At 43.1% G+C, this 17,906-nt stretch carries 21 protein-coding genes; 6 read left to right on the forward strand and 15 right to left on the reverse strand.

The genetic code is table 11. The annotated features are described in order from the left end of the window. Positions 1-246 precede the first annotated feature (246 nt). The 6 genes from steT (at position 247) to spoIISC (ending at position 4,717) form a co-directional block, all read left to right on the forward strand. Complete coding sequence (steT, locus tag KXD37_RS15120; RefSeq protein ID WP_099042852.1) at positions 247-1,563, forward strand: serine/threonine exchanger; 1,317 nt, start codon at positions 247-249, stop codon at positions 1,561-1,563. Positions 1,564-1,839: 276 nt separating this feature from the next. Next, the gene (locus tag KXD37_RS15125; protein ID WP_010333926.1) at positions 1,840-2,457 is read left to right on the forward strand and encodes a DUF47 domain-containing protein; all 618 of its coding nucleotides are present in this window, start codon (positions 1,840-1,842) and stop codon (positions 2,455-2,457) included. Positions 2,458-2,469: 12 nt separating this feature from the next. Then, positions 2,470-3,471 (forward strand): inorganic phosphate transporter, encoded by a 1,002-nt coding sequence (locus KXD37_RS15130; RefSeq protein ID WP_024121092.1) that lies wholly within the window; start codon positions 2,470-2,472, stop codon positions 3,469-3,471. A gap of 108 nt (positions 3,472-3,579) precedes the next feature. Continuing rightward, entirely contained in the window at positions 3,580-4,326 is a 747-nt protein-coding gene (spoIISA, locus tag KXD37_RS15135) for a toxin-antitoxin-antitoxin system toxin SpoIISA (RefSeq protein ID WP_024121091.1), read from the forward strand. Continuing rightward, a complete protein-coding gene (locus KXD37_RS15140; RefSeq protein ID WP_024121090.1) occupies positions 4,326-4,496 on the forward strand; it encodes a type II toxin-antitoxin system SpoIISB family antitoxin in 171 nt (56 codons plus the stop codon). The genes spoIISA and KXD37_RS15140 overlap by 1 nt, the downstream gene beginning before the upstream one ends. An 83-nt stretch (positions 4,497-4,579) precedes the next feature. Next, positions 4,580-4,717 (forward strand): three component toxin-antitoxin-antitoxin system antitoxin SpoIISC, encoded by a 138-nt coding sequence (gene spoIISC, locus KXD37_RS15145; protein ID WP_142396753.1) that lies wholly within the window; start codon positions 4,580-4,582, stop codon positions 4,715-4,717. Between the two features lie 36 nt (positions 4,718-4,753). Here spoIISC and KXD37_RS15150 read toward each other — a convergent pair whose 3' ends face one another. Genes KXD37_RS15150 through KXD37_RS15225 form a run of 15 tightly spaced genes read right to left on the reverse strand, consistent with a single transcriptional unit; the run spans position 4,754 to position 17,905 of the window. Then, on the reverse strand, positions 4,754-5,647 hold the full coding sequence (locus tag KXD37_RS15150) for an N-acetylmuramoyl-L-alanine amidase (protein WP_101860749.1): 894 nt from the start codon (positions 5,645-5,647) through the stop codon (positions 4,754-4,756). Between the two features lie 12 nt (positions 5,648-5,659). Then, complete coding sequence (locus tag KXD37_RS15155) at positions 5,660-5,923, reverse strand: phage holin (protein WP_106020444.1); 264 nt, start codon at positions 5,921-5,923, stop codon at positions 5,660-5,662. Between the two features lie 11 nt (positions 5,924-5,934). Beyond that, positions 5,935-6,204 (reverse strand): hemolysin XhlA family protein, encoded by a 270-nt coding sequence (locus tag KXD37_RS15160; RefSeq protein ID WP_106020445.1) that lies wholly within the window; start codon positions 6,202-6,204, stop codon positions 5,935-5,937. A gap of 52 nt (positions 6,205-6,256) precedes the next feature. Beyond that, a complete protein-coding gene (xepA, locus tag KXD37_RS15165) occupies positions 6,257-7,096 on the reverse strand; it encodes a phage-like element PBSX protein XepA (protein WP_106020446.1) in 840 nt (279 codons plus the stop codon). Positions 7,097-7,139: 43 nt separating this feature from the next. Beyond that, on the reverse strand, positions 7,140-7,304 hold the full coding sequence (locus KXD37_RS15170; protein WP_106020447.1) for an XkdX family protein: 165 nt from the start codon (positions 7,302-7,304) through the stop codon (positions 7,140-7,142). Further along, positions 7,301-7,630 (reverse strand): XkdW family protein, encoded by a 330-nt coding sequence (locus tag KXD37_RS15175; protein ID WP_106020448.1) that lies wholly within the window; start codon positions 7,628-7,630, stop codon positions 7,301-7,303. Before KXD37_RS15175 ends, KXD37_RS15170 begins: the two co-directional genes overlap by 4 nt. A gap of 11 nt (positions 7,631-7,641) precedes the next feature. Then, entirely contained in the window at positions 7,642-9,756 is a 2,115-nt protein-coding gene (locus tag KXD37_RS15180; protein ID WP_106020449.1) for a terminase, read from the reverse strand. A 2-nt stretch (positions 9,757-9,758) separates the two neighbouring features. Next, positions 9,759-10,031, reverse strand: a complete 273-nt coding sequence (locus KXD37_RS15190; RefSeq protein ID WP_106022242.1) for a hypothetical protein — start codon at positions 10,029-10,031, stop codon at positions 9,759-9,761. After that, positions 10,028-10,606, reverse strand: coding sequence for a YmfQ family protein (locus KXD37_RS15195; RefSeq protein ID WP_059292942.1), 579 nt, complete (start codon positions 10,604-10,606; stop codon positions 10,028-10,030). Before KXD37_RS15195 ends, KXD37_RS15190 begins: the two co-directional genes overlap by 4 nt. Beyond that, positions 10,590-11,636, reverse strand: coding sequence for a baseplate J/gp47 family protein (locus tag KXD37_RS15200; RefSeq protein WP_106022243.1), 1,047 nt, complete (start codon positions 11,634-11,636; stop codon positions 10,590-10,592). Before KXD37_RS15200 ends, KXD37_RS15195 begins: the two co-directional genes overlap by 17 nt. After that, complete coding sequence (locus KXD37_RS15205; protein ID WP_024121077.1) at positions 11,629-12,054, reverse strand: DUF2634 domain-containing protein; 426 nt, start codon at positions 12,052-12,054, stop codon at positions 11,629-11,631. Before KXD37_RS15205 ends, KXD37_RS15200 begins: the two co-directional genes overlap by 8 nt. 58 nt (positions 12,055-12,112) lie before the next feature. Then, a complete protein-coding gene (locus KXD37_RS15210) occupies positions 12,113-12,379 on the reverse strand; it encodes a DUF2577 family protein (protein WP_024121076.1) in 267 nt (88 codons plus the stop codon). Further along, positions 12,379-13,356, reverse strand: a complete 978-nt coding sequence (locus KXD37_RS15215; protein WP_127696906.1) for a phage portal protein — start codon at positions 13,354-13,356, stop codon at positions 12,379-12,381. The genes KXD37_RS15210 and KXD37_RS15215 overlap by 1 nt, the downstream gene beginning before the upstream one ends. 15 nt (positions 13,357-13,371) lie before the next feature. Continuing rightward, positions 13,372-14,031, reverse strand: a complete 660-nt coding sequence (locus tag KXD37_RS15220) for a LysM peptidoglycan-binding domain-containing protein (RefSeq protein ID WP_106020454.1) — start codon at positions 14,029-14,031, stop codon at positions 13,372-13,374. After that, the gene (locus KXD37_RS15225) at positions 14,024-17,905 is read right to left on the reverse strand and encodes a transglycosylase SLT domain-containing protein (RefSeq protein ID WP_106022245.1); all 3,882 of its coding nucleotides are present in this window, start codon (positions 17,903-17,905) and stop codon (positions 14,024-14,026) included. Before KXD37_RS15225 ends, KXD37_RS15220 begins: the two co-directional genes overlap by 8 nt. Position 17,906: the final 1 nt, after the last annotated feature.

Raw genomic sequence — 17,906 nt, forward strand, 5'->3', positions numbered from 1 at the left:
TCAGCCGTTTAATGTGCTCATTCTCCGCTTGAACACCTTTCGCAAAACACGAACTTTAGATAAGATTACACTCAATTTCATTCGTTTCAATAGATAGTAAATAGACGATTTCACAGATTTTACGAATGGAAATAAAGCAAATATCGAAAATCAGAAAATTTATTTTATTTCACTTTTCTAAAATAGGGTTTACAATATGAAAAATAGATTCTTCATCACGAAGCTTCATCATAGGAGGTTAAGGACATGCATACTGAAGAAAACGGTTTAAAAAAAGAGATAGGCCTCTTGTTTGCCCTTACTCTTGTTATTGGAACCATTATCGGTTCCGGCGTTTTTATGAAGCCCGGTGCTGTGCTCGCTTATTCAGGAGACTCAAAAACTGCGCTATTTGCGTGGCTGTTGGGCGGTATATTAACGCTGGCAGGCGGACTGACGATTGCAGAAATCGGTACGCAGATTCCGAAAACAGGCGGACTTTATACGTACCTTGAAGAAGTGTACGGCGAGTTTTGGGGATTTTTATGCGGCTGGGTGCAGATCATTATTTACGGCCCGGCGATTATCGGGGCACTCGGTTTATATTTTGGATCTTTAATGGCGAATCTTTTCGGCTGGGGTTCAGGACTATCAAAGGTAATCGGTATTATCGCAGTTATCTTTTTATGTGTAATTAATATTATCGGTACAAAATACGGCGGTTTTGTTCAAACGCTGACTACGGTCGGAAAGCTGATTCCGATTGCTTGTATCATTATTTTCGGCCTTTGGAAAGGCGATCAGCATATCTTTACAGCAGTAAACGAAAGCATTTCTGATATGAATTTCGGTGCAGCCATTTTGGCCACATTGTTTGCTTATGACGGATGGATCCTGCTTGCAGCTCTCGGCGGAGAAATGAAAAATCCTGAAAAGCTTCTGCCTCGCGCAATGACTGGCGGACTGTTAATCGTAACAGCCATTTATATCTTCATTAATTTTGCGCTGCTTCACATCCTGTCCGCAAACGAAATTGTGACACTTGGAGAAAATGCGACAAGCACTGCTGCCAGCATGCTGTTCGGTTCAATCGGCGGAAAGCTGGTCAGTATAGGAATTATTGTCAGCATCTTCGGCTGTTTAAACGGAAAGGTTCTTTCTTTCCCGCGTGTGACCTTTGCGATGGCAGAACGAAAACAGCTGCCTTTTGCTGAGAAATTGTCCCGCGTGCACCCGACATTCCGCACACCGTGGATTGCGATTTCTTTCCAAATCGCTGTGGCGATCATCCTGATGCTCATCAGTAATCCTGATAAGCTTTCTGAAATCTCTATTTTTATGATCTATATTTTTTATGTGATGGCCTTTTTTGCAGTATTTATTCTTCGCAAACAAACAAAGGGAAAAACGCGTGCTTACAGTGTTCCGCTTTACCCGTTCATGCCGATATTGGCGATCGCAGGTTCATTCTTTGTATTGGGAAGCACACTCATTACAGACACATTAAGCTGCGGATTATCAATTCTCATCGGCCTGGCCGGACTCCCTGTGTATTATTGGATGCAAAAACGAAAAGCCAGCTAAAAAAACGGTTCCCTTGTTTAGGGAACCGTTTTTTGGTGAATCAGAAGATAAATGTTGACAAAAAAAACACAACTTTTGATATACTTTTTACGTTAACCAGAAAGATTTTGCAAACTTGGTTCGTTTTTTTGAGGTGAAGTAGGCCAAAATAAGGAGACACGTTTTATCGAAAAAGTCAAGCCGCGTTTTTTTTCGACTTTTCCTGTTTTTTTTCGACAAAAGGCTATATAATAATTTGATGTGTGCATTGTTCATTCAAACTATGGAGGGTTTTTAATGATAAGAAGAAAAAAAGATAAGTTCTCACTCCTTTTAACAGAAATTGCAAAGAACATAGACGAAACTGCAGAATATTTTTTGAATTTTAAGGTCACTAACCAAACGACGCTTAAAGAGTTTGCAGATACGTTAAAGGAATATGAAACAAAAGGTGACAATCATGTTCATGTCATGATCAAAGAGCTTAACAAAGCATTCATCACTCCTATTGAGCGCGAGGATATCCTTCAGCTGACAAACAGCCTGGATGATGTGCTTGACGGAATCGAACATTTCTCTGCCATGATGGAGATTTTCTCAATTACTTCATCAGACGAGCATATCGATAAATTCAGCGGATACATCAGAGAATGCGCGAAAGAAATTTTGATTACAATTGAGCTGCTGGCAGAAAACCGCTTAAAGGATATTCAGCCTCACGCGATCAAAATTAAAGAGTATGAGCACAGCTGTGACAACCTGCACAGAAAATCATTAAAGAATCTTTTCGGAAATGAAACAGATCCAATTAAAGTCATTCAATATCGTGAAATTTACGAAACACTTGAAGAAATTGCCGATTCGTGCCAAAGTGTTGCCAATAATCTTGAAACCATCATTATGAAAAACGCGTAACGAGGGGTAAAAATGGATATTCTATTTATATTAACGATACTAATAGTCATTTTTGCTCTGGCGTTTGATTTCATCAACGGGTTTCATGATACGGCGAACGCAATTGCGACTTCAGTATCAACAAAAGCGTTGAAACCGCGCCATGCCATTATAATGGCGGCAGTGATGAACTTTGTCGGAGCAATGACGTTTACAGGTGTTGCCAAAACCATTACGAAAGATATTGTAGACCCTTATACTTTGGAAAATGGCTCTGTTGTTATTTTGGCTGCTTTAGTCGCAGCAATAGCGTGGAACCTGCTCACTTGGTATTACGGCATCCCAAGCAGCTCATCCCATGCCATCATCGGGGCGATTGCCGGTGCAGCCGTTGCGGCAGCCGGATTTACTGCGTTAAATTATAAGGGCTTCATTAAAATCATTGAGGCACTCATCTTATCACCAATTATTGCCTTTGTCCTTGGTTATATTCTTTACAGCATCGTCAAGCTGATCTTCAAAGACAGCAATTTGGCGAAAACGAACAAGCAATTCCGCAGAGTGCAGATTATAACTGCTGCCCTGCAATCCTATACACACGGAACAAACGATGCGCAAAAAGCAATGGGAATTATCACAATGGCTCTCATCACAGCAAATTTACATACTTCTGCTAATGATATTCCAACCTGGGTGCAATTCGCCTGCGCGACAGCCATGGGTCTCGGAACTTCAATCGGCGGATGGAAAATCATTAAAACCGTTGGCGGAAAAATCATGAAGATTCGTCCGGTAAACGGTGTATCCGCTGACTTAACCGGGGCAGCCATTATTTTCGGCGCCACATTTATTCATTTGCCGGTCAGTACAACCCACGTCATTTCTTCATCAATCCTTGGCGTCGGTGCATCACACCGGGTAAAAGGCGTAAACTGGGGCACAGCTAAGCGGATGCTCATTACATGGGTCATCACGCTTCCGATTTCAGCGACACTTGGTGCTATCGCCTACTTTATTTTAAATATGATTTTTTAATGTGGAACCGCTTCTTAACAGAAGCGGTTTTTTTGATGGAACAGGAAAACCAGCCGCATCTCTCGAATACAATAATCAGAACCTATTTCAGATGCGAGGGATTGATGTATGCTTTTATTCTTTCAAATCATGGTCTGGTGCACTATGGCCGCTTTAGGCTTATACGTATACGCCACATGGCGGTTCGAAGCGAAGGTCAAAGAAAAAATGTCCGCCATCCGAAAAACATGGTATTTGCTGTTTGTTTTGGGCGCCATGATATACTGGACATATGATCCCTCTTCCCTGTTCACAAACTGGGAACGGTATGTCATTGTCGCTGTCAGCTTTGCTTTAATTGACGCTTTTATCTTTTTGAGCGCTTATGTGAAAAAACTGGCCGGCAGTGAACTGGAAACAGACACAAGAGAAATTCTCGAAGAAAACAACGAAATGCTCCACATGTATCTCGATCGGCTGAAAACATACCAATATCTATTGAAAAACGAACCGATTCATGTTTATTATGGAAGTATAGAAGCATATGCTGAAGGAATTGATAAACTGCTGAAAACCTATGCTGATAAAATGAATCTGACGGCCAGCCTTTGTCACTATTCGACACAGTCTGATAAAGACCGGTTAACCGAGCACATGGAGGATCCCGCTGACGTGCAAACGAGGCTGGATCGAAAGGATGTCTATTACGACCAGTATGGAAAAGTAGTGCTCATTCCCTTTACAATTGAGACACAGAGCTATGTCATCAAACTGACGTCTGACAGCATTGTAACGGAATTTGATTATTTGCTATTCACATCATTAACGAGCATATATGATTTGGTGCTGCCAATTGAGGAGGAAGGTGAAGGATAATGGAAAACGCGTTTCAAAACGGATGCCATCCGCGGGCAAAGAAACCGTTTAAAATCCTGAAAAAACGTTCAACCACCAGTGTCGCAAGCTATCAAGTCAGTCCGCACACAGCAAGAATCTTCAAAGAAAACGAACGGCTGATTGATGAGTATAAACGAAAAAAAGCATGATCACACTAAAAGGACAAGAGAAACAGCTCTTGTCCTTATTCCTTTTCTTAAGGGGCTACATATAATAAAACAAACAGAGGATAATGTCAGGTGATACAGTGAAAAAATTGGTGCGGCGTGTGAAGGTTATTGATTACGGGAAGTTTGGCTTTTCCGGGTATTCGCTTCGGGTGAGGGAGCGGAGTGCAGGAATTTTAAAAAAATTGAAGAAGAAAAAATAAATCCCGGAGCAACTCCGGGATTTTTATGTTCTTTCATCAGCTAACTTGAGCTGAGATCTTCGCTTTTGTCGCAGGTCCGTAGATACCGTCGGCGGGTAGACCGTTAACAGACTGAAAACGCGCAACCGCGTCTGCTGTTTTCGGCCCGTAAATGCCGTCGATTCCGTTGTTCACAGCTCCTTTATCAGGATAAAAGTAGAGAGCCGCCAGCGCTCGTTGCACCTGAAAGACGTGTTCGCCTGAGGTATATGGTGTTGTCAGCTGAATGATACCGTCAGGGAGCGGATAGAGTTCTGGCTCTGCAGCGGACGAAGGAGCACTTACAATTAACACTTGACCAACCTGAATGAGATTCGGATCTTCGATATTGTTCCACTCTTGCAGCTGAGCAACAGTAACACCGAACGCTCTCGCTATGGATGTAAGTGTGTCACCTTTTTTTACGACGTAAGTTTGGCTCCCGCCGCCGCCAATTCCCGCTTTAAACGAGTCCCACGTATCCAACAGTTTGCGAGGGCATTCCTTCCCTGACCAATATTTATGAGGCACGACGTTAGCGAGACTGATACCGTGTTCAGCCATCAATGTTTTGATCAGCCACTGGGCATTAGCTGTTGCTTGTGCAAAGTCGCCATCCGCATTTTCACAAATTTCAATCCCAATAGAAGCCCGGTTGCCGCTTCCGTTCCCGTCTCCTGCATGCCAGCCGTTTTCATTTAACGGCAGATGCTGATAAATCTCTGTATCATCAACTGTAAAATGCCAGCTTGTCGCCGTATCAGGGTTTTTCAAATAGCGGGCATGCGCTTGGGCATCGGCGCCTGCTGCCGTGTTCGCTGTATTGTGTACGGTAATATAAAGAGGTGTCATCGCGTAGCCTGGACGGTTATTTGCACCGACCGGAATAAAATCTTGAATAATGTTAACCATTTTCATCTCTCCTTATTTCGTCAGATTATTTTCCTTTAACAAGTCGCGTTGCTTTTTCCCTCTTTCTGTTACATAGTTGTTTTTAAACCAAGCTGCTAGTGTTGTCCCAATTGTGAAGATCACTGATCCTGCTGAATACAGAGCATCTGCAAGCTGATTCACCTGCTCTTCCTGTATGTCCAATGGTGATTTGCCAAACATCAGCATGCTCTGGTTGATGAGCGCAAGCAAAAGAAGCACCGTCCTAGTGACCGTGCCTTTATCATACGTTTTCATGATAATCCCCCTTAATGCTGCAGCAGGTTGTACATAATGGCGATCGCTCCGCCAATGATCCCTGTGCACACTGCTGTAATGATGGCACCTGTAATGGTGCGCTTAATCCATGTTGTATTTTCATCAATTTTGTTTAATTTTTCGTTCAGCGTCATGATTTGCTGGTCTTGCCGGTCAGACACGCGTTCCAATGCCGAAACTCTCTGTTCGAGCGCTTTTTGTTCACCTTTTATGTCTGCTAAATCCTGCTGAAAGACATTAACATCTGCCTCTTGCTGCATTACTCACTCCTCCTTCACATGCAGATCACCTCCCTTCCGAGAGCCAAAACTGTTATGAAACAGCGGTTCCTTTTACCGAAAGAGTACCGCCGGTGATACTGACGATCTCCATAATGATCTCCTTAAACCCTTTAATATCAAAGGCCCACGCCTCAGCTTTTCCTAATGTACTCAATGCAGAGCTGGCATCATCAGTTTTCACGCCTCTGATCGGTAGTTTCTGTCCTGACACCGATTTGCCCCAAAATTTGACTTCGCTCATTTCCGCTGTGCCGTATACTTCAACGAGTAAATGCTCGGCACCGTCAACAGGTAAAGCAGCACCCTCACTGGCGGACTCTGCATTTTCATGAAAGACAAAGTCAAATGTTTTGCGGGCCTCCACTTTCAACCGTCCATCGTGTGTTTGATTCTCCTGAAAGTCAATCTGCAAAGGCGCTTTTCCACTGACACGCACATCCATTTCACCCGCACCGACTGATTGGTATAATACAAAGTCTGATTGCTGAAGATTCCCGTTCACATAGCGGAAGCGGTAATAGCGTTTAGAAAGATATACCCAGTCCGTCGCTGTCAGGACACCTGCTGCGACATTAACTGATGCTGTCGTCGTCCAAACATTGTTATTGTCACTTTCTTCTATAAAGAGCGTGCCTTCACGATCTGCATACGCCCAGCCCTTTACTTTAGAAATCAGAACTGCGCCAAGCCGGTCTTGTCCGAGCTGACTGTATGCCTCAGTGGCCTTTAACGCGGCATTTGTTAAAATCTCCGCTACACCTGAGAGATTTGAAACAGGTGTGACAAAATCGGTTTTTTCTCCTCTATACGGCTTTACAGCTCCAGCTTTTCCAGTCTTATCGAGAGGAAATTCATATTGATACTTGACCATTTTTATCCTCCTTTTCATGTAAAAACGAGCAAAATAAAAAAGCCTACATGGCTTTACCGGTAATTTCTTCATACTGGTCAGAAGTGATCAGTTTTTTGTTCACGCCTTCTGCCAGATCCTCAAATGAACAGTCTTGATATGCGATGGCCTGTTTCACCATATCCGTTGTCGCCCACTCATAGTAGAGGGCAAGCACCCAATAATTCATTCAGCACTCTCTCCTTTCAAAGATAATAATGAAAGCTTTATATCTGACAGCTCACTCCCCAACGTTTTGTTTAGCTCTTCAAGCTTTTTGCGTGCCAACTTTTCTTGCGACAATTCCTGAGCAAGCAGCTCCACCTGATCAGGCGGCTCGTACGGAGGATTTTTTTGCGATTCCTCCCACCAGGCTTCCAGTTCTTTTTGCGTCGGGATCGGGGCGCGCAGGTTCCATTTTTCAATGTAGGAACCATTTCCGTCATTCCGCAGCTCGAAATCCTTTCTTGGCACAGCGTCAGGGTATTTGTACATGATTGCGTCGTATAATATCATTTTTGTACCTCCTATCTTGTAGGGAAAATTTGGCCACCGAGTTCTAGGATATCAAAGTAATTTTTACTATTAGGATTATCAAAAATATATCGTGATGCTGTACCTGTATATCCTACGTAAACATAGATTTCAACATAATCCCCTGCGTTAAGTGGTACTGTGGCTGATCCAGTAACAGTTGCATAAAACTCTTTTGAGTCATCATTGTCTTTAGGAGAGGGCATCCTAAACTGATTCATTAATTTATATTGAGAACCATTAACATATGCGTACAACTCAAAATTAGAATATTGTAATGTATTTTCAATGTATAAACTGGCATTCACCAAATACATACCAGCATGGCTAGCTATAAATCTGCTATTTGATAAATCAAATAAGTTGTTGCTGTCTTTTATTATATTTTTAAAAATGATTTTATTTTGTTCTCCCTTATTAAGAGCTTGTTTTCCGGTTCTTCCGATGATAGCATGTGCGAAACCAGATATTTTTTCCCAAGGAGTCCATCCAGATTCATTCCACCAGTGACGTATCCAAGTTCCTACATGGTCATTTTTACCATTCGTAGTATCGCCATTTCCATAAAAATATTGAGCAAATCGATAATGCGACCACTTTTCATTTTTGATCATTCCATATCCAAGCGGGTATCCTGTATCATTGTTATTATTTATAGTACAAATAGTTATGCCCAGCGGATAATCTGTGCCAGGTGTTCTTGCATCTTGAATTGCTACAGAGCTCTGCTGGACTATTAATTTTTCATTTGTGTAGTTTGTGTCAACGTAATTTTTAGCGTCCGTTACTGCTTTATCTGCCTTACTTTGTGACCCGATCTCACTTTCAACTTTATTCCACCCTTGCCATCCTAAATTACCATCAACATAGTTAGTAAACATGTTATTCTTATAATCAATAGCGACTACGTACCCAAAAGTTCCATTCCCATTACTATCAGTAGCTGTAAAATGAAAAAATCCTCTTGTAGATAATGCAGAAGGTGCATTAGTCGGTTTTCCAGTAGAATAAAATGTTCCAAACTTCTCCCCCGTTTGAACAATTTTACTAAGAAAATCATCTGCGTCGCCTATTGAAACTAGAACCCCGCCCGCATCGTTCGTAATTTTAGACAATTGACCAGCATTCCATTTGTTACGTTCCTCTGTCGTAATATGAGCTGTTGAGTCCATGGCATGATTAGAAACTTTAGACTGTGCTCCCACAGTTGTTTCAAGTTCTATCCACTCAGACCAATTCCCTCCGGATATTGTCTTTCGATAAGTTTTATTTGCATTATCAAAAGCGATAATCTGTCCGTAATTCCCCATAGCATTAACTGTCCATATGCCTCTAACTGAAGTACCAGGACCATTCACTGTATTAGAAGCAGACGTAAAATGAACCATTCCAGTATTCTTTGGTACAATTTCATGAAAATCATCGGTTTCATTTAAGTATAGTTTTCCTTGACCATTATCCGCTGTTATTTTAAAAAGTTGGCTGTTGTTCCATTTATCCTTCTCCGCTTGTGTTACGTGTATATCCGACTTGGCGGCATGAGCGTTCACCTTTGTTTGAGCACCATTTGTTGTCTCCAATTCAATCCAATCTGACCAGTTGCCATTTGATAACGTTTTGCGATAGGTTCTATTATCATTTGTCATCACAATAACATGCCCATATAACTTACTATCACTGCAAGTCCAAAATCCCCTTCCTGATCCACCCGGAGAATTTAAGGGCAAGCCACTGTAAGAAAAATAAGTCAGCGTAGGATAGTTAAGCAGTTCAGTATGGAAATCGTTAGCTATATTGAATACAGGCTGACCGTCATCATTTGTAATTTTAGATAACTGACCACTATTCCATTTCTCACGTTCTATTGATGTAATATGCCGCACCTGATCTTGCTCATGCTGATCAAAATCCTTCTTCGCGGCCTGCTGCACATTATCCACATTCCCCAGCCCGATTTGCGCCTTTGTTGTGTTGTGGGGGTTGTTCATGTCGTTTTTGTGGGCAGCCAGGTCTGTGTGGGCGTCTTTTATGCCTTTTTCCCAGCGGTTGACGTCGTCCTCGTTAATTGGATCATCCGGAAGCCAGTCTGTTTTTTCTTCGTATGCCATATTTACACCACCTCAAAGGTAAATCTGAAATCGAGTGTTCTGTTTTCACTGACGTCCAGGTCTGTTTTTCTTTCTGTAATGATGTTGCCCAGCTCGTCTAAAATTTGTACCGTTTCTATATGTTTAATATCTTCCTCACGTTTTGTCAGAACGGTCACTGTTGCTCCTTCAATGGTGAGCTCCACTATTTCTGTTTCTTGGCCGTTAAGCAGCACGTGATGAATCCTGCTTTTGAGATCGGTAGCTGTACGTTCTCTGTATATGGTTGAAATCAAGTTAAGACCACCTCATTATTGTTAAGGGTGACAGAATAACCGACCTTCAGCTCACTGGCTGTTCGGTATCTTCGGTGATTCAGGATGACTCTGTCCTTTATTTGGAGCGTCTCATTCAATCCGCCTCTGAGCGTATACGCCAGATGTGCCGGCTTCATATTTTCCAATGCTTCGATCAGCTCATTCATGTGCTGGAGATCATCAATATTGATGTCTACATTAAAGCGGTATTCACCGGGCAGCAGGCGGACTTGTGCCGACGGTTTTTTTAAGAAACGGTTCACCGCCTGCTCAATGGCCCTGTAGGTGATCGGCGGGATGTTCGACATCTTCGAAATGAGCCGTAATCGCCTGATTTCATCGGTGTCTCCAGATTCCCGCGGCACGTTTAAAATCTTTTCCCAGCGGCTAAGCCCCCATGTTGCTGTTGGCACAAATAACTGGTCTGTCAGATCAAATATGCTGTTATTTTGCTGATCAAACTCAGGTGCTTCCGCTTTCAGCAGCTCCGACATTTCTTTTAAGCTGGTGAGAAACGGCGGCAGATATGAAATCATGTCATCTTGTTTGCTCAATGATCTTCACCTGCCCAAGCTTAGGGATTTCTACGTCGCTCAGCACTAAATTTTCGGAAGTGCCGTTGATTTTAATATTTGAATAATCACTGACAGACGGCGAATTATAGACGATGTTATTAATTTGAGAAAGGCGGATAATGTTATCTTCGAATGCCATTTTCTTAAAGAGATTTAAAACGCCTTCTTGAATTTCTGTCTTTACTTCATCAATCGAGTGATTGACTTCTGGAAGCACCTCGGCAGAAATCTCAACTTCCTTCCAGACCGCGCTTTCTACTGTGACAACGGCTCCGATTGGCGCCTGCCCCTCGCCCTGACCGGGCTCAGGATCAATATAGTCTTTCACTTTTTGAATTAAGATTTCAGAAGCCGGTTCAAGGTTAGCATTCGTGACGACAATTTTAACCGTCCCGTCTCCGTTCCAAAGCGGGAAGATCTTTGCCTTTCCAACACCGTCCACTTCTTCAGCCCACTCTTTATAATGCATTTTATTGGCGCTGACAGCCTCACGCCGAACCCTCGTAAAATACCGTTCTCTTAAGCTGTCATCTCCTTCTTCTTCACGCCCGGGAATCAGAATCTCTTTGACAATCGCTTTTTCCAATCCCGGGATGGTATCCAGTGACAACAGATTGCGTCCGGTCAGATTGGCGTTTCCTGCTTCTCCCGGCGTTTCACAGACAAGCGTCCCGTCTCTTGTATATTGAAAATAAAGATTGTCCACATAGAAGCGGGAGCCTTCAGGAATTCTGACGCCAGCTGTGAACTCCCCTGCTCTCACGGCCTTTGTGGCAGCTGTCCGTTCAATCCCCGCTTCCGCAGCGCGCCGGTCCAAAAACTCTCCTTGCGCAGTATCAGAAAACACAAGCTCAAGCACGGTATCAAGCCATATATACGACTTCGCAAGCTCGGCTGCCGCCGGGGCTAATGCGTTATAAATAACACTGCCTTCTCTCGTGTCAATATCTGCGGAGATGCTGTTCAGCATACGCTCCATAATATCTTCAAAGGTCTGGTCCTCAAACATCTTCGCCAATCACCTCCTCAATCTCAAGCGATCCTTCATCTGTCTCGACTACAAAGGAAACATGAAATGCATCGCCTTGTTTTTCTATCTCAAAGTCTGTTACAGCGGAAATACGGTCATCATAAACAAGTGCCTCCTCTATGAGCCTTGGAATCTCCATTTTTTTGTAGGCATCAGTCGTCTCATGATCTGTAAGCACGTCCTGAAGCTCATTTCCGACATTATGGCTATAAACTGAATACGCATATCGTTCAGTTTGTAAGGCGATATACACAAACTGTCTGATTGCTTCAAGCCCGGTAATCAACTCATTTGTAATTCTTCCGTTTTCAAAATCTATTTTGTAGGTTTGCGAGGTTTCAATGACTTCGCCGTCATCTTCAATATCCTCAAACTCCACTTCTGGTGTCAGGGCCATGATGCCCACTCCTTTATACATGCTAAATAAAAAACCACTTCGTCCGAAGCGGTTTTGTTTACAGTTTATCTAAAATAAAAAACGATTGTCCGCCTGTCAGAGCTGCAGTCATGACGCGATCCCCCAGCTCGAGTGCATCATCTCCTCCGGACTGCATCCGTTTTGGGATGATGAGGGCGTCAGCCGGTATAATCAGTTTGCTGTTTTCTTTTAATTTGATTTCAACAGGAGAAACCGAAACCACCTCAGCTGGGAGCAGCTCCACCGGAGATTCAGCATCAACCGCACCGACGGCCAAATGTTTGATGGCTTCACTCAGTCTCATCAGGAAACCCCTTCCGGCATCGTATTCTTTTCGACAACATCAATGGTCATCGTATGTTTCGTTCCTTTAAACTCATGCCGGTCTGTATCTACCCAGTAGATTTTCTTAATCCCTGCCTCCGGAATGGATATATAGACAGGCAAGCCGCTCTGCACTTCTGGAATGCCGATGGCCTGAATATTTTTCAGTTCTTTTTTTACGCCCTTTTTTTCAGCAAGGCGTACGTCGGCCCTCTGCTGAAGCTGCGCCTGGTTAATTTCGTCTGTTACGGTCTCCGTATATTGAAGCACGCCGTATTTGTTTAAGCCTAAATTGTCCTTCGCAGACGCTTTATACGTCTTATTCTCCTTCTGGCGGCGCAGCACCACCCGTGTTGCGGTATCATTTATAGACGTGCTGTATTGGTAGCCCGTAATATTGACGCCGGTTTCCAGCACCCATACCTCTGATGGATCTGGCCAAGCGCGCAGACCGAGCTTTCCTTTTTCCGAATACAGCTGATAATTCCTGCCCGTCTGGCTCTTTGTCTGTTTTAAAGCCTTCAATATGATGTCGTACAGGCTCGTATCATTTTTAATCACAAGGCTTTTGATCGTATGACTTGTGTTCGCAATAGAGGTTGTCGGAATTTGAAAATCATTGGCGATCCTCCTGATCATCTGGTCAGCACGCTGATTGGAAAACACGTACACATCCTGATTTTTGACCAGATATTGCAGCATATCGTACGCACTGAAGGCAAGCGTATGTTCATCAGGCGTTCGGGCGAAGACGATCCCGCGGAAAAGCTCTTTTCCCTTCCACTTAAACAAGACGGTATCTCCTTCTGTGACGCTGTAATACGTTTGGTCGCCCTGTTTGATGACGATGGTCGCTTCTATGGAGCGCGGCGCTTGATATCGGTGTCCCTCCAGCGACACGCTTTCCGCTACCAGCTCAAGCCATTCTGTATCTTTAATGACGAACAATTCTATCATCATACATCACCTGCTTCATTGCGGTATCTTTAATTTTTGACCGGGAAAAATCCAGTGGCCCGGCTGCCTGATATTTCGTTTACTTCGCTTGATCATCGCTGTTTTATTGGCGTTCCAAATTTTGCGCCATTGCGTGCTGTTCCCGTAAAATCTGCCGGCAATGTCCCAAAGCGTGTCTCCCTTTTTCACTGTATAGGTTTTCGGAGAGGCCTTTGACGGACGTTTTGCCTTTGTTTTTTTCTTTTGCTTGATTTTTCGGGGGGAAGCGGTTTTGTATTCTTTTAATTGAATATCAAACGAGCGATCACCGATATCCTGCTGGCCTTCGCTGTAGGAAAATCCCTCAATGCTGCAGGTCAGATTGACTTTTGTCCCCGTAATCAAAAACTGGACCGTTTTTTTGGCCTTCATCCATTTTTCAATTTTTGTTATCGCGTTTTCCGGCGACGGGAAGTTTTGATATTCAGCTATCGGGCTGTATTTCTTCGGAAAAAACGAAGAGAACGAAATTTCTTTCGCTCCCTGTTCGTCAATAAATGTAAGGTCACCAAACTTGGCTACTTTAACCGTCTCATTCTGAACCGTATTTGAAATATTCAGCTGGTCGGGAAGTACGGGGAGCCGCAGCTTGTCCTTCCCTTGTGAAATCCAAAATTCATATACGGATTTAGTCAAATGCAACGACTCCCTTCGTTCCAATATTGATATCCTTTTGCAGTTCGTCTATAAGCGCCTGCTTGATTTTCGCTGCAAGAGTTTCGGCGTCTTGTCCATTATGGAAGTGCTGGTCACCATTAAATTGAATATAAATTTCTTTTGATCCGGATACCGCTGTCGTTGGCCGGCTTGCCGAAGTAACAGCGGAGACTTGGCCTGAAGAAAGCTCAGACTGCTGGGATTGAGACGGATCTGTCACTTCCATACCCAGAGCTTGCGCTGCTCTCTGAAGGAGGTAGCGGCCGCGTATGCCTCGCTCCTCCGGAATGATCCATTCCCGCTTGTTTCCTTCACCGACACGGGCGATTTGTTCTTTTGTGATCAGTCCGCCGTTGGCATAACCGACATAGGGACCGCCACGTTTCAGGCTTTTAATGCCAGGTACATTATCAATTGAGCCGTATCTGCTTTTGATATAGCCGATAGCGGCAGCAGCGTTGTGAATCGGATTTCTGATGTTACCCATGCCCGGTGCTTTATGAGCATTAAATGTGGTCGGGACTGTCTGCATGAGTCCTTGTGATGGATTTCCCGCCTTCGCGTTGCTATCCCACAGGTTAATAGAGTTCGGGTTGCCTCCTGATTCATACTGAGCAATCGTCATCAATCCTGGAAGCCAGCTTAAAGGTGTCTTTGTGGCCATCATTGCAGCCATAAGCCACTGCTTCACATTTCCCCCTACTGCACCCATTCCGGAATAAGCAGCTGCCAGTGAACCGGCTTGCTTTTCAGCGTATTTTTTCACATCGACAGAATCCAATCCTTTTACTACCCCGACAGATGCAAAGCGGCCGAGACTCATCATAACTCGAGAAGGCGAATGGATATCTAATTCTTCACGGAAAGCCTTCTCAACTTTTTTCGCGAGTTCCTTGGCAGCTTCATGGACTTCACTTGCCTTTGAAGTCATACCTGAAACAAAATTCCCGATCATGCCGCTACCCCAGCCGTTTGATGATTCTTTAGATCGCAAAAACGGCTTATTCACATGTGTATTTACATATTGATCAGTACCGGTTTGGGAACTATTTTGTCCTGAAGTAAATCCTTTGATTGTACTGCTTCCCCATGATGAAGATTTGTTTACAGTAGCTTGGAACGGTGTTTTGACTTTTGATTGTAAAAAGCCGTCTGTTCCGGTTGCTGTGCTGTTTTGCCCCTTAGCATAGCCGCTTACCATCTGTTTTCCGTAATTTGGTGAAGAAGAAATCATTTGTGTAAATGGCATATTGATGTTTTTCTTTTTCCAATCTTCCATTTTGACCGGCTGATTGCTGATGCCTTTACCAAAGCCTTCTGAAAATTGCTGTCCGAGGTCTGAAGCTTGGCCGTTAAGGCTAGATGTGTTAATAGAAGATGGCATTGAAGCAGAATGGCTGCCAACAGTGTTTAGAGCTGTCCCACCTGAAAGTGTAGAGGCTGATGCCATATCATCGACCACATGCATGCCCAATTTCGATGCTGCTTGCCCTAACAGCATTTTGCCGCGACCGCGATTATTATCGACTGGAATGACAAATTCCTTACCTGCCTCACCGATCCAGGAGATAGTCGGTTTGGTAATAAAACCACCTGTGGCGTTTTTGTCAGCTTTCATCCCAAAGTCTCTGTGAGCCTTCTCTCGTCCTTTTTGAAAATGATCTACCTTTTCTTTAACCCAAGACGTCACTCCGCCGCCCACTTTTTGAGCAGTTTTTACTACTTTTCCGCCTGCAGACTTTACTGCATTCCAAGAATCTCCTAATATATTTTTTCCCCACTCTTTTACTGAGCCCCATTTTTCAGACCACCAGTCTTTATTAAATAGGCTGTCTTCAAGTGTGGATTTGAATTTTTTCCAAAGCGACTTTGTGTTTTCCCATTTTTCTTTTGTCCAGCCTTTAACACCTTCCCATTTACCGGACCACCAGTCTTTATTGAATACTGTTTCTTTTACTTTCGACTTAATTGATTCCCAAACAGAAACGGCACCGTTCCATTTTTCTTGAGCCCAGCTCTTAACGCCTTCCCACTTACCGGACCACCAATCTTTATTAAAGACTGTTTCTTTTACTTTTGATTTTACAGAGTTCCAGACAGAGGAAGCTTGATCCCATTTTTCCTGTGTCCAACCTTTTACAGACTCCCATTTTCCGCCCCACCAATCACTATTGAAAAGTGTAGACTCTAATGTACCGTATGCATAACCAGCTTTTTCTGCCCACCAATTTGAGTCAAAAAAAGTAGTAGAAGCTGTATCTTTTATATTAGTCCATGTATCACTAAGGCCTCCGAGAGTATCACTCGTTGTTGTTTTAACACCTGTCCATTTTTCATTCCACCAATCACCATTAAATAATGTATTTGAAATGTTCTCTTTGATTTGAGAAGTATCAAACATCTTACCAATGTTCTTACCTGCTTCTTCGCCGCCTATTCCGCCTACTAAACCGCCGCCGACTCCGCCGATAGCTCCCCCGATTACTGTACCTTCCGGACCCACAAAGGATCCGATTGTCGCACCAGCCTCTGCTCCGGCAGTTGCTCCTGCTTCTGCGCCGGCAATGCGTCCTCCGATTGAACCAACCTTTTCACCAGCATTATCTTTATTGATTCCAGCTAGATCGAACATTGCTAAAGCAGATCCTACGTATGGAACAGCCTTACCCATTCCTCTGAACGCTTTTCCTAGTTTGGATGAATCCTTCCCTAGCGATTTTAAGCTTCCGAGCCAGTTCTTGAACTTCGAACCAGAGGACCGTGGCGCACTTTCACCGGATGTGCCGCTCTGGCGTCTTCTTATTACCTCTCCAGGAACCCTAAGTGTTCTGTTTGGAGCCTTTGTCGGGCTTTTCTTTTTTTTATAGGTTTTTCTATTTTTACTGCCCGGACTGTTACCCCCGTCTTCACAGCAGCAACAGCAACAATTTCCTCCTGTATTACGGTTAAGGACTTTATTATCCGTTTCAGAATTTTCACCAGAATCGTCCTTTTTTTGAGGTCCTAGAATTTTATCAATGATCTTATCAAACACATCATTTTTCAGCTTTTCTATCAATCTTTCTTTGAAACGATCCAAAAAAGCTTTGCCTATTTGGTTGAGCGTATCCTTAATCCAAGGCCAAGCTGACTTTGTCCACCAATCCTTCAGCCATCCTTTGATTTTCCCGACCCAGCCAGGTTTTTGATCAGAACTTTTGTCAGCGCCTTTATCCGAAGCTTTGTCTGATTCTTTCTTAGATTTGTCTTTATTAATCGGGCTTTCTTTTTTATTGATTTTGTCTGATATTTTTGTCTTAACAACGACCTTTACATAATAGGTTTTTTCAAATTTCTTCAAAAGTGCTGTTAATCGATTCACTGTTTTTGTAATTTCATCGATAACTTTTAATTTGACTGTATATCCGTTTTTCAAATTTTTCTTGATATAACCAATAATCTTTTTAACGGCTGAAGTAACCTTGTCATCTGGAACCAAAAGGAATGATAGTTTTTGTTTAGATAGCATCTTCTTTATTTTTTTGTACGCAGCTGCTGTCCGGTCTACCAAAGATACAGTCAGCTTCTTTTCTTTCGGCAACCGTTTTAGTTTTTGTTCAATCGCTTCCAGCTTTGAAGTGGCTTGGTCATCAAGTACAACTTTGATTTCAAGTGATTTCGCGAATTTCAAAATAATGTAGTCATTTATTTTTCTCAGCCGGTAAAATGCCTGATCTTCTGCTCTGATACTAATTTTGATTTGCCGATTAATGGTCTTTACTTTTTTTTCGACCTCTTGGAATCCTTTATGTATCCGTTTTAGTTTTTTAGATACCTTGTCTTCGAGATCAAAGCGGGCTGTTAATTTTGCGATT

It is taken from the genome of Bacillus sp. XT-2, assembly GCF_025696525.1.
Lineage (GTDB): Bacteria > Bacillota > Bacilli > Bacillales > Bacillaceae > Bacillus > Bacillus halotolerans.

Coding starts and splice junctions, on each gene's coding strand:
- KXD37_RS15215 (WP_127696906.1), bottom strand. CDS start 13,356: ATGATAGAATTGTTCGTCATTAAAGATACAGAATGGCTTGAGCTGGTA.
- KXD37_RS15210 (WP_024121076.1), bottom strand. CDS start 12,379: ATGAGACTGAGTGAAGCCATCAAACATTTGGCCGTCGGTGCGGTTGAT.
- KXD37_RS15170 (WP_106020447.1), bottom strand. CDS start 7,304: ATGAATTATTGGGTGCTTGCCCTCTACTATGAGTGGGCGACAACGGAT.
- KXD37_RS15155 (WP_106020444.1), bottom strand. CDS start 5,923: ATGAAAACGTATGATAAAGGCACGGTCACTAGGACGGTGCTTCTTTTG.
- steT (WP_099042852.1), top strand. CDS start 247: ATGCATACTGAAGAAAACGGTTTAAAAAAAGAGATAGGCCTCTTGTTT.
- spoIISC (WP_142396753.1), top strand. CDS start 4,580: ATGTCAGGTGATACAGTGAAAAAATTGGTGCGGCGTGTGAAGGTTATT.
- KXD37_RS15205 (WP_024121077.1), bottom strand. CDS start 12,054: ATGGCCCTGACACCAGAAGTGGAGTTTGAGGATATTGAAGATGACGGC.
- xepA (WP_106020446.1), bottom strand. CDS start 7,096: ATGGTCAAGTATCAATATGAATTTCCTCTCGATAAGACTGGAAAAGCT.
- KXD37_RS15140 (WP_024121090.1), top strand. CDS start 4,326: ATGGAAAACGCGTTTCAAAACGGATGCCATCCGCGGGCAAAGAAACCG.
- KXD37_RS15175 (WP_106020448.1), bottom strand. CDS start 7,630: ATGATATTATACGACGCAATCATGTACAAATACCCTGACGCTGTGCCA.
- KXD37_RS15160 (WP_106020445.1), bottom strand. CDS start 6,204: ATGCAGCAAGAGGCAGATGTTAATGTCTTTCAGCAGGATTTAGCAGAC.
- KXD37_RS15125 (WP_010333926.1), top strand. CDS start 1,840: ATGATAAGAAGAAAAAAAGATAAGTTCTCACTCCTTTTAACAGAAATT.
- KXD37_RS15180 (WP_106020449.1), bottom strand. CDS start 9,756: ATGGCATACGAAGAAAAAACAGACTGGCTTCCGGATGATCCAATTAAC.
- KXD37_RS15150 (WP_101860749.1), bottom strand. CDS start 5,647: ATGGTTAACATTATTCAAGATTTTATTCCGGTCGGTGCAAATAACCGT.
- KXD37_RS15200 (WP_106022243.1), bottom strand. CDS start 11,636: ATGTTTGAGGACCAGACCTTTGAAGATATTATGGAGCGTATGCTGAAC.
- spoIISA (WP_024121091.1), top strand. CDS start 3,580: ATGCTTTTATTCTTTCAAATCATGGTCTGGTGCACTATGGCCGCTTTA.
- KXD37_RS15130 (WP_024121092.1), top strand. CDS start 2,470: ATGGATATTCTATTTATATTAACGATACTAATAGTCATTTTTGCTCTG.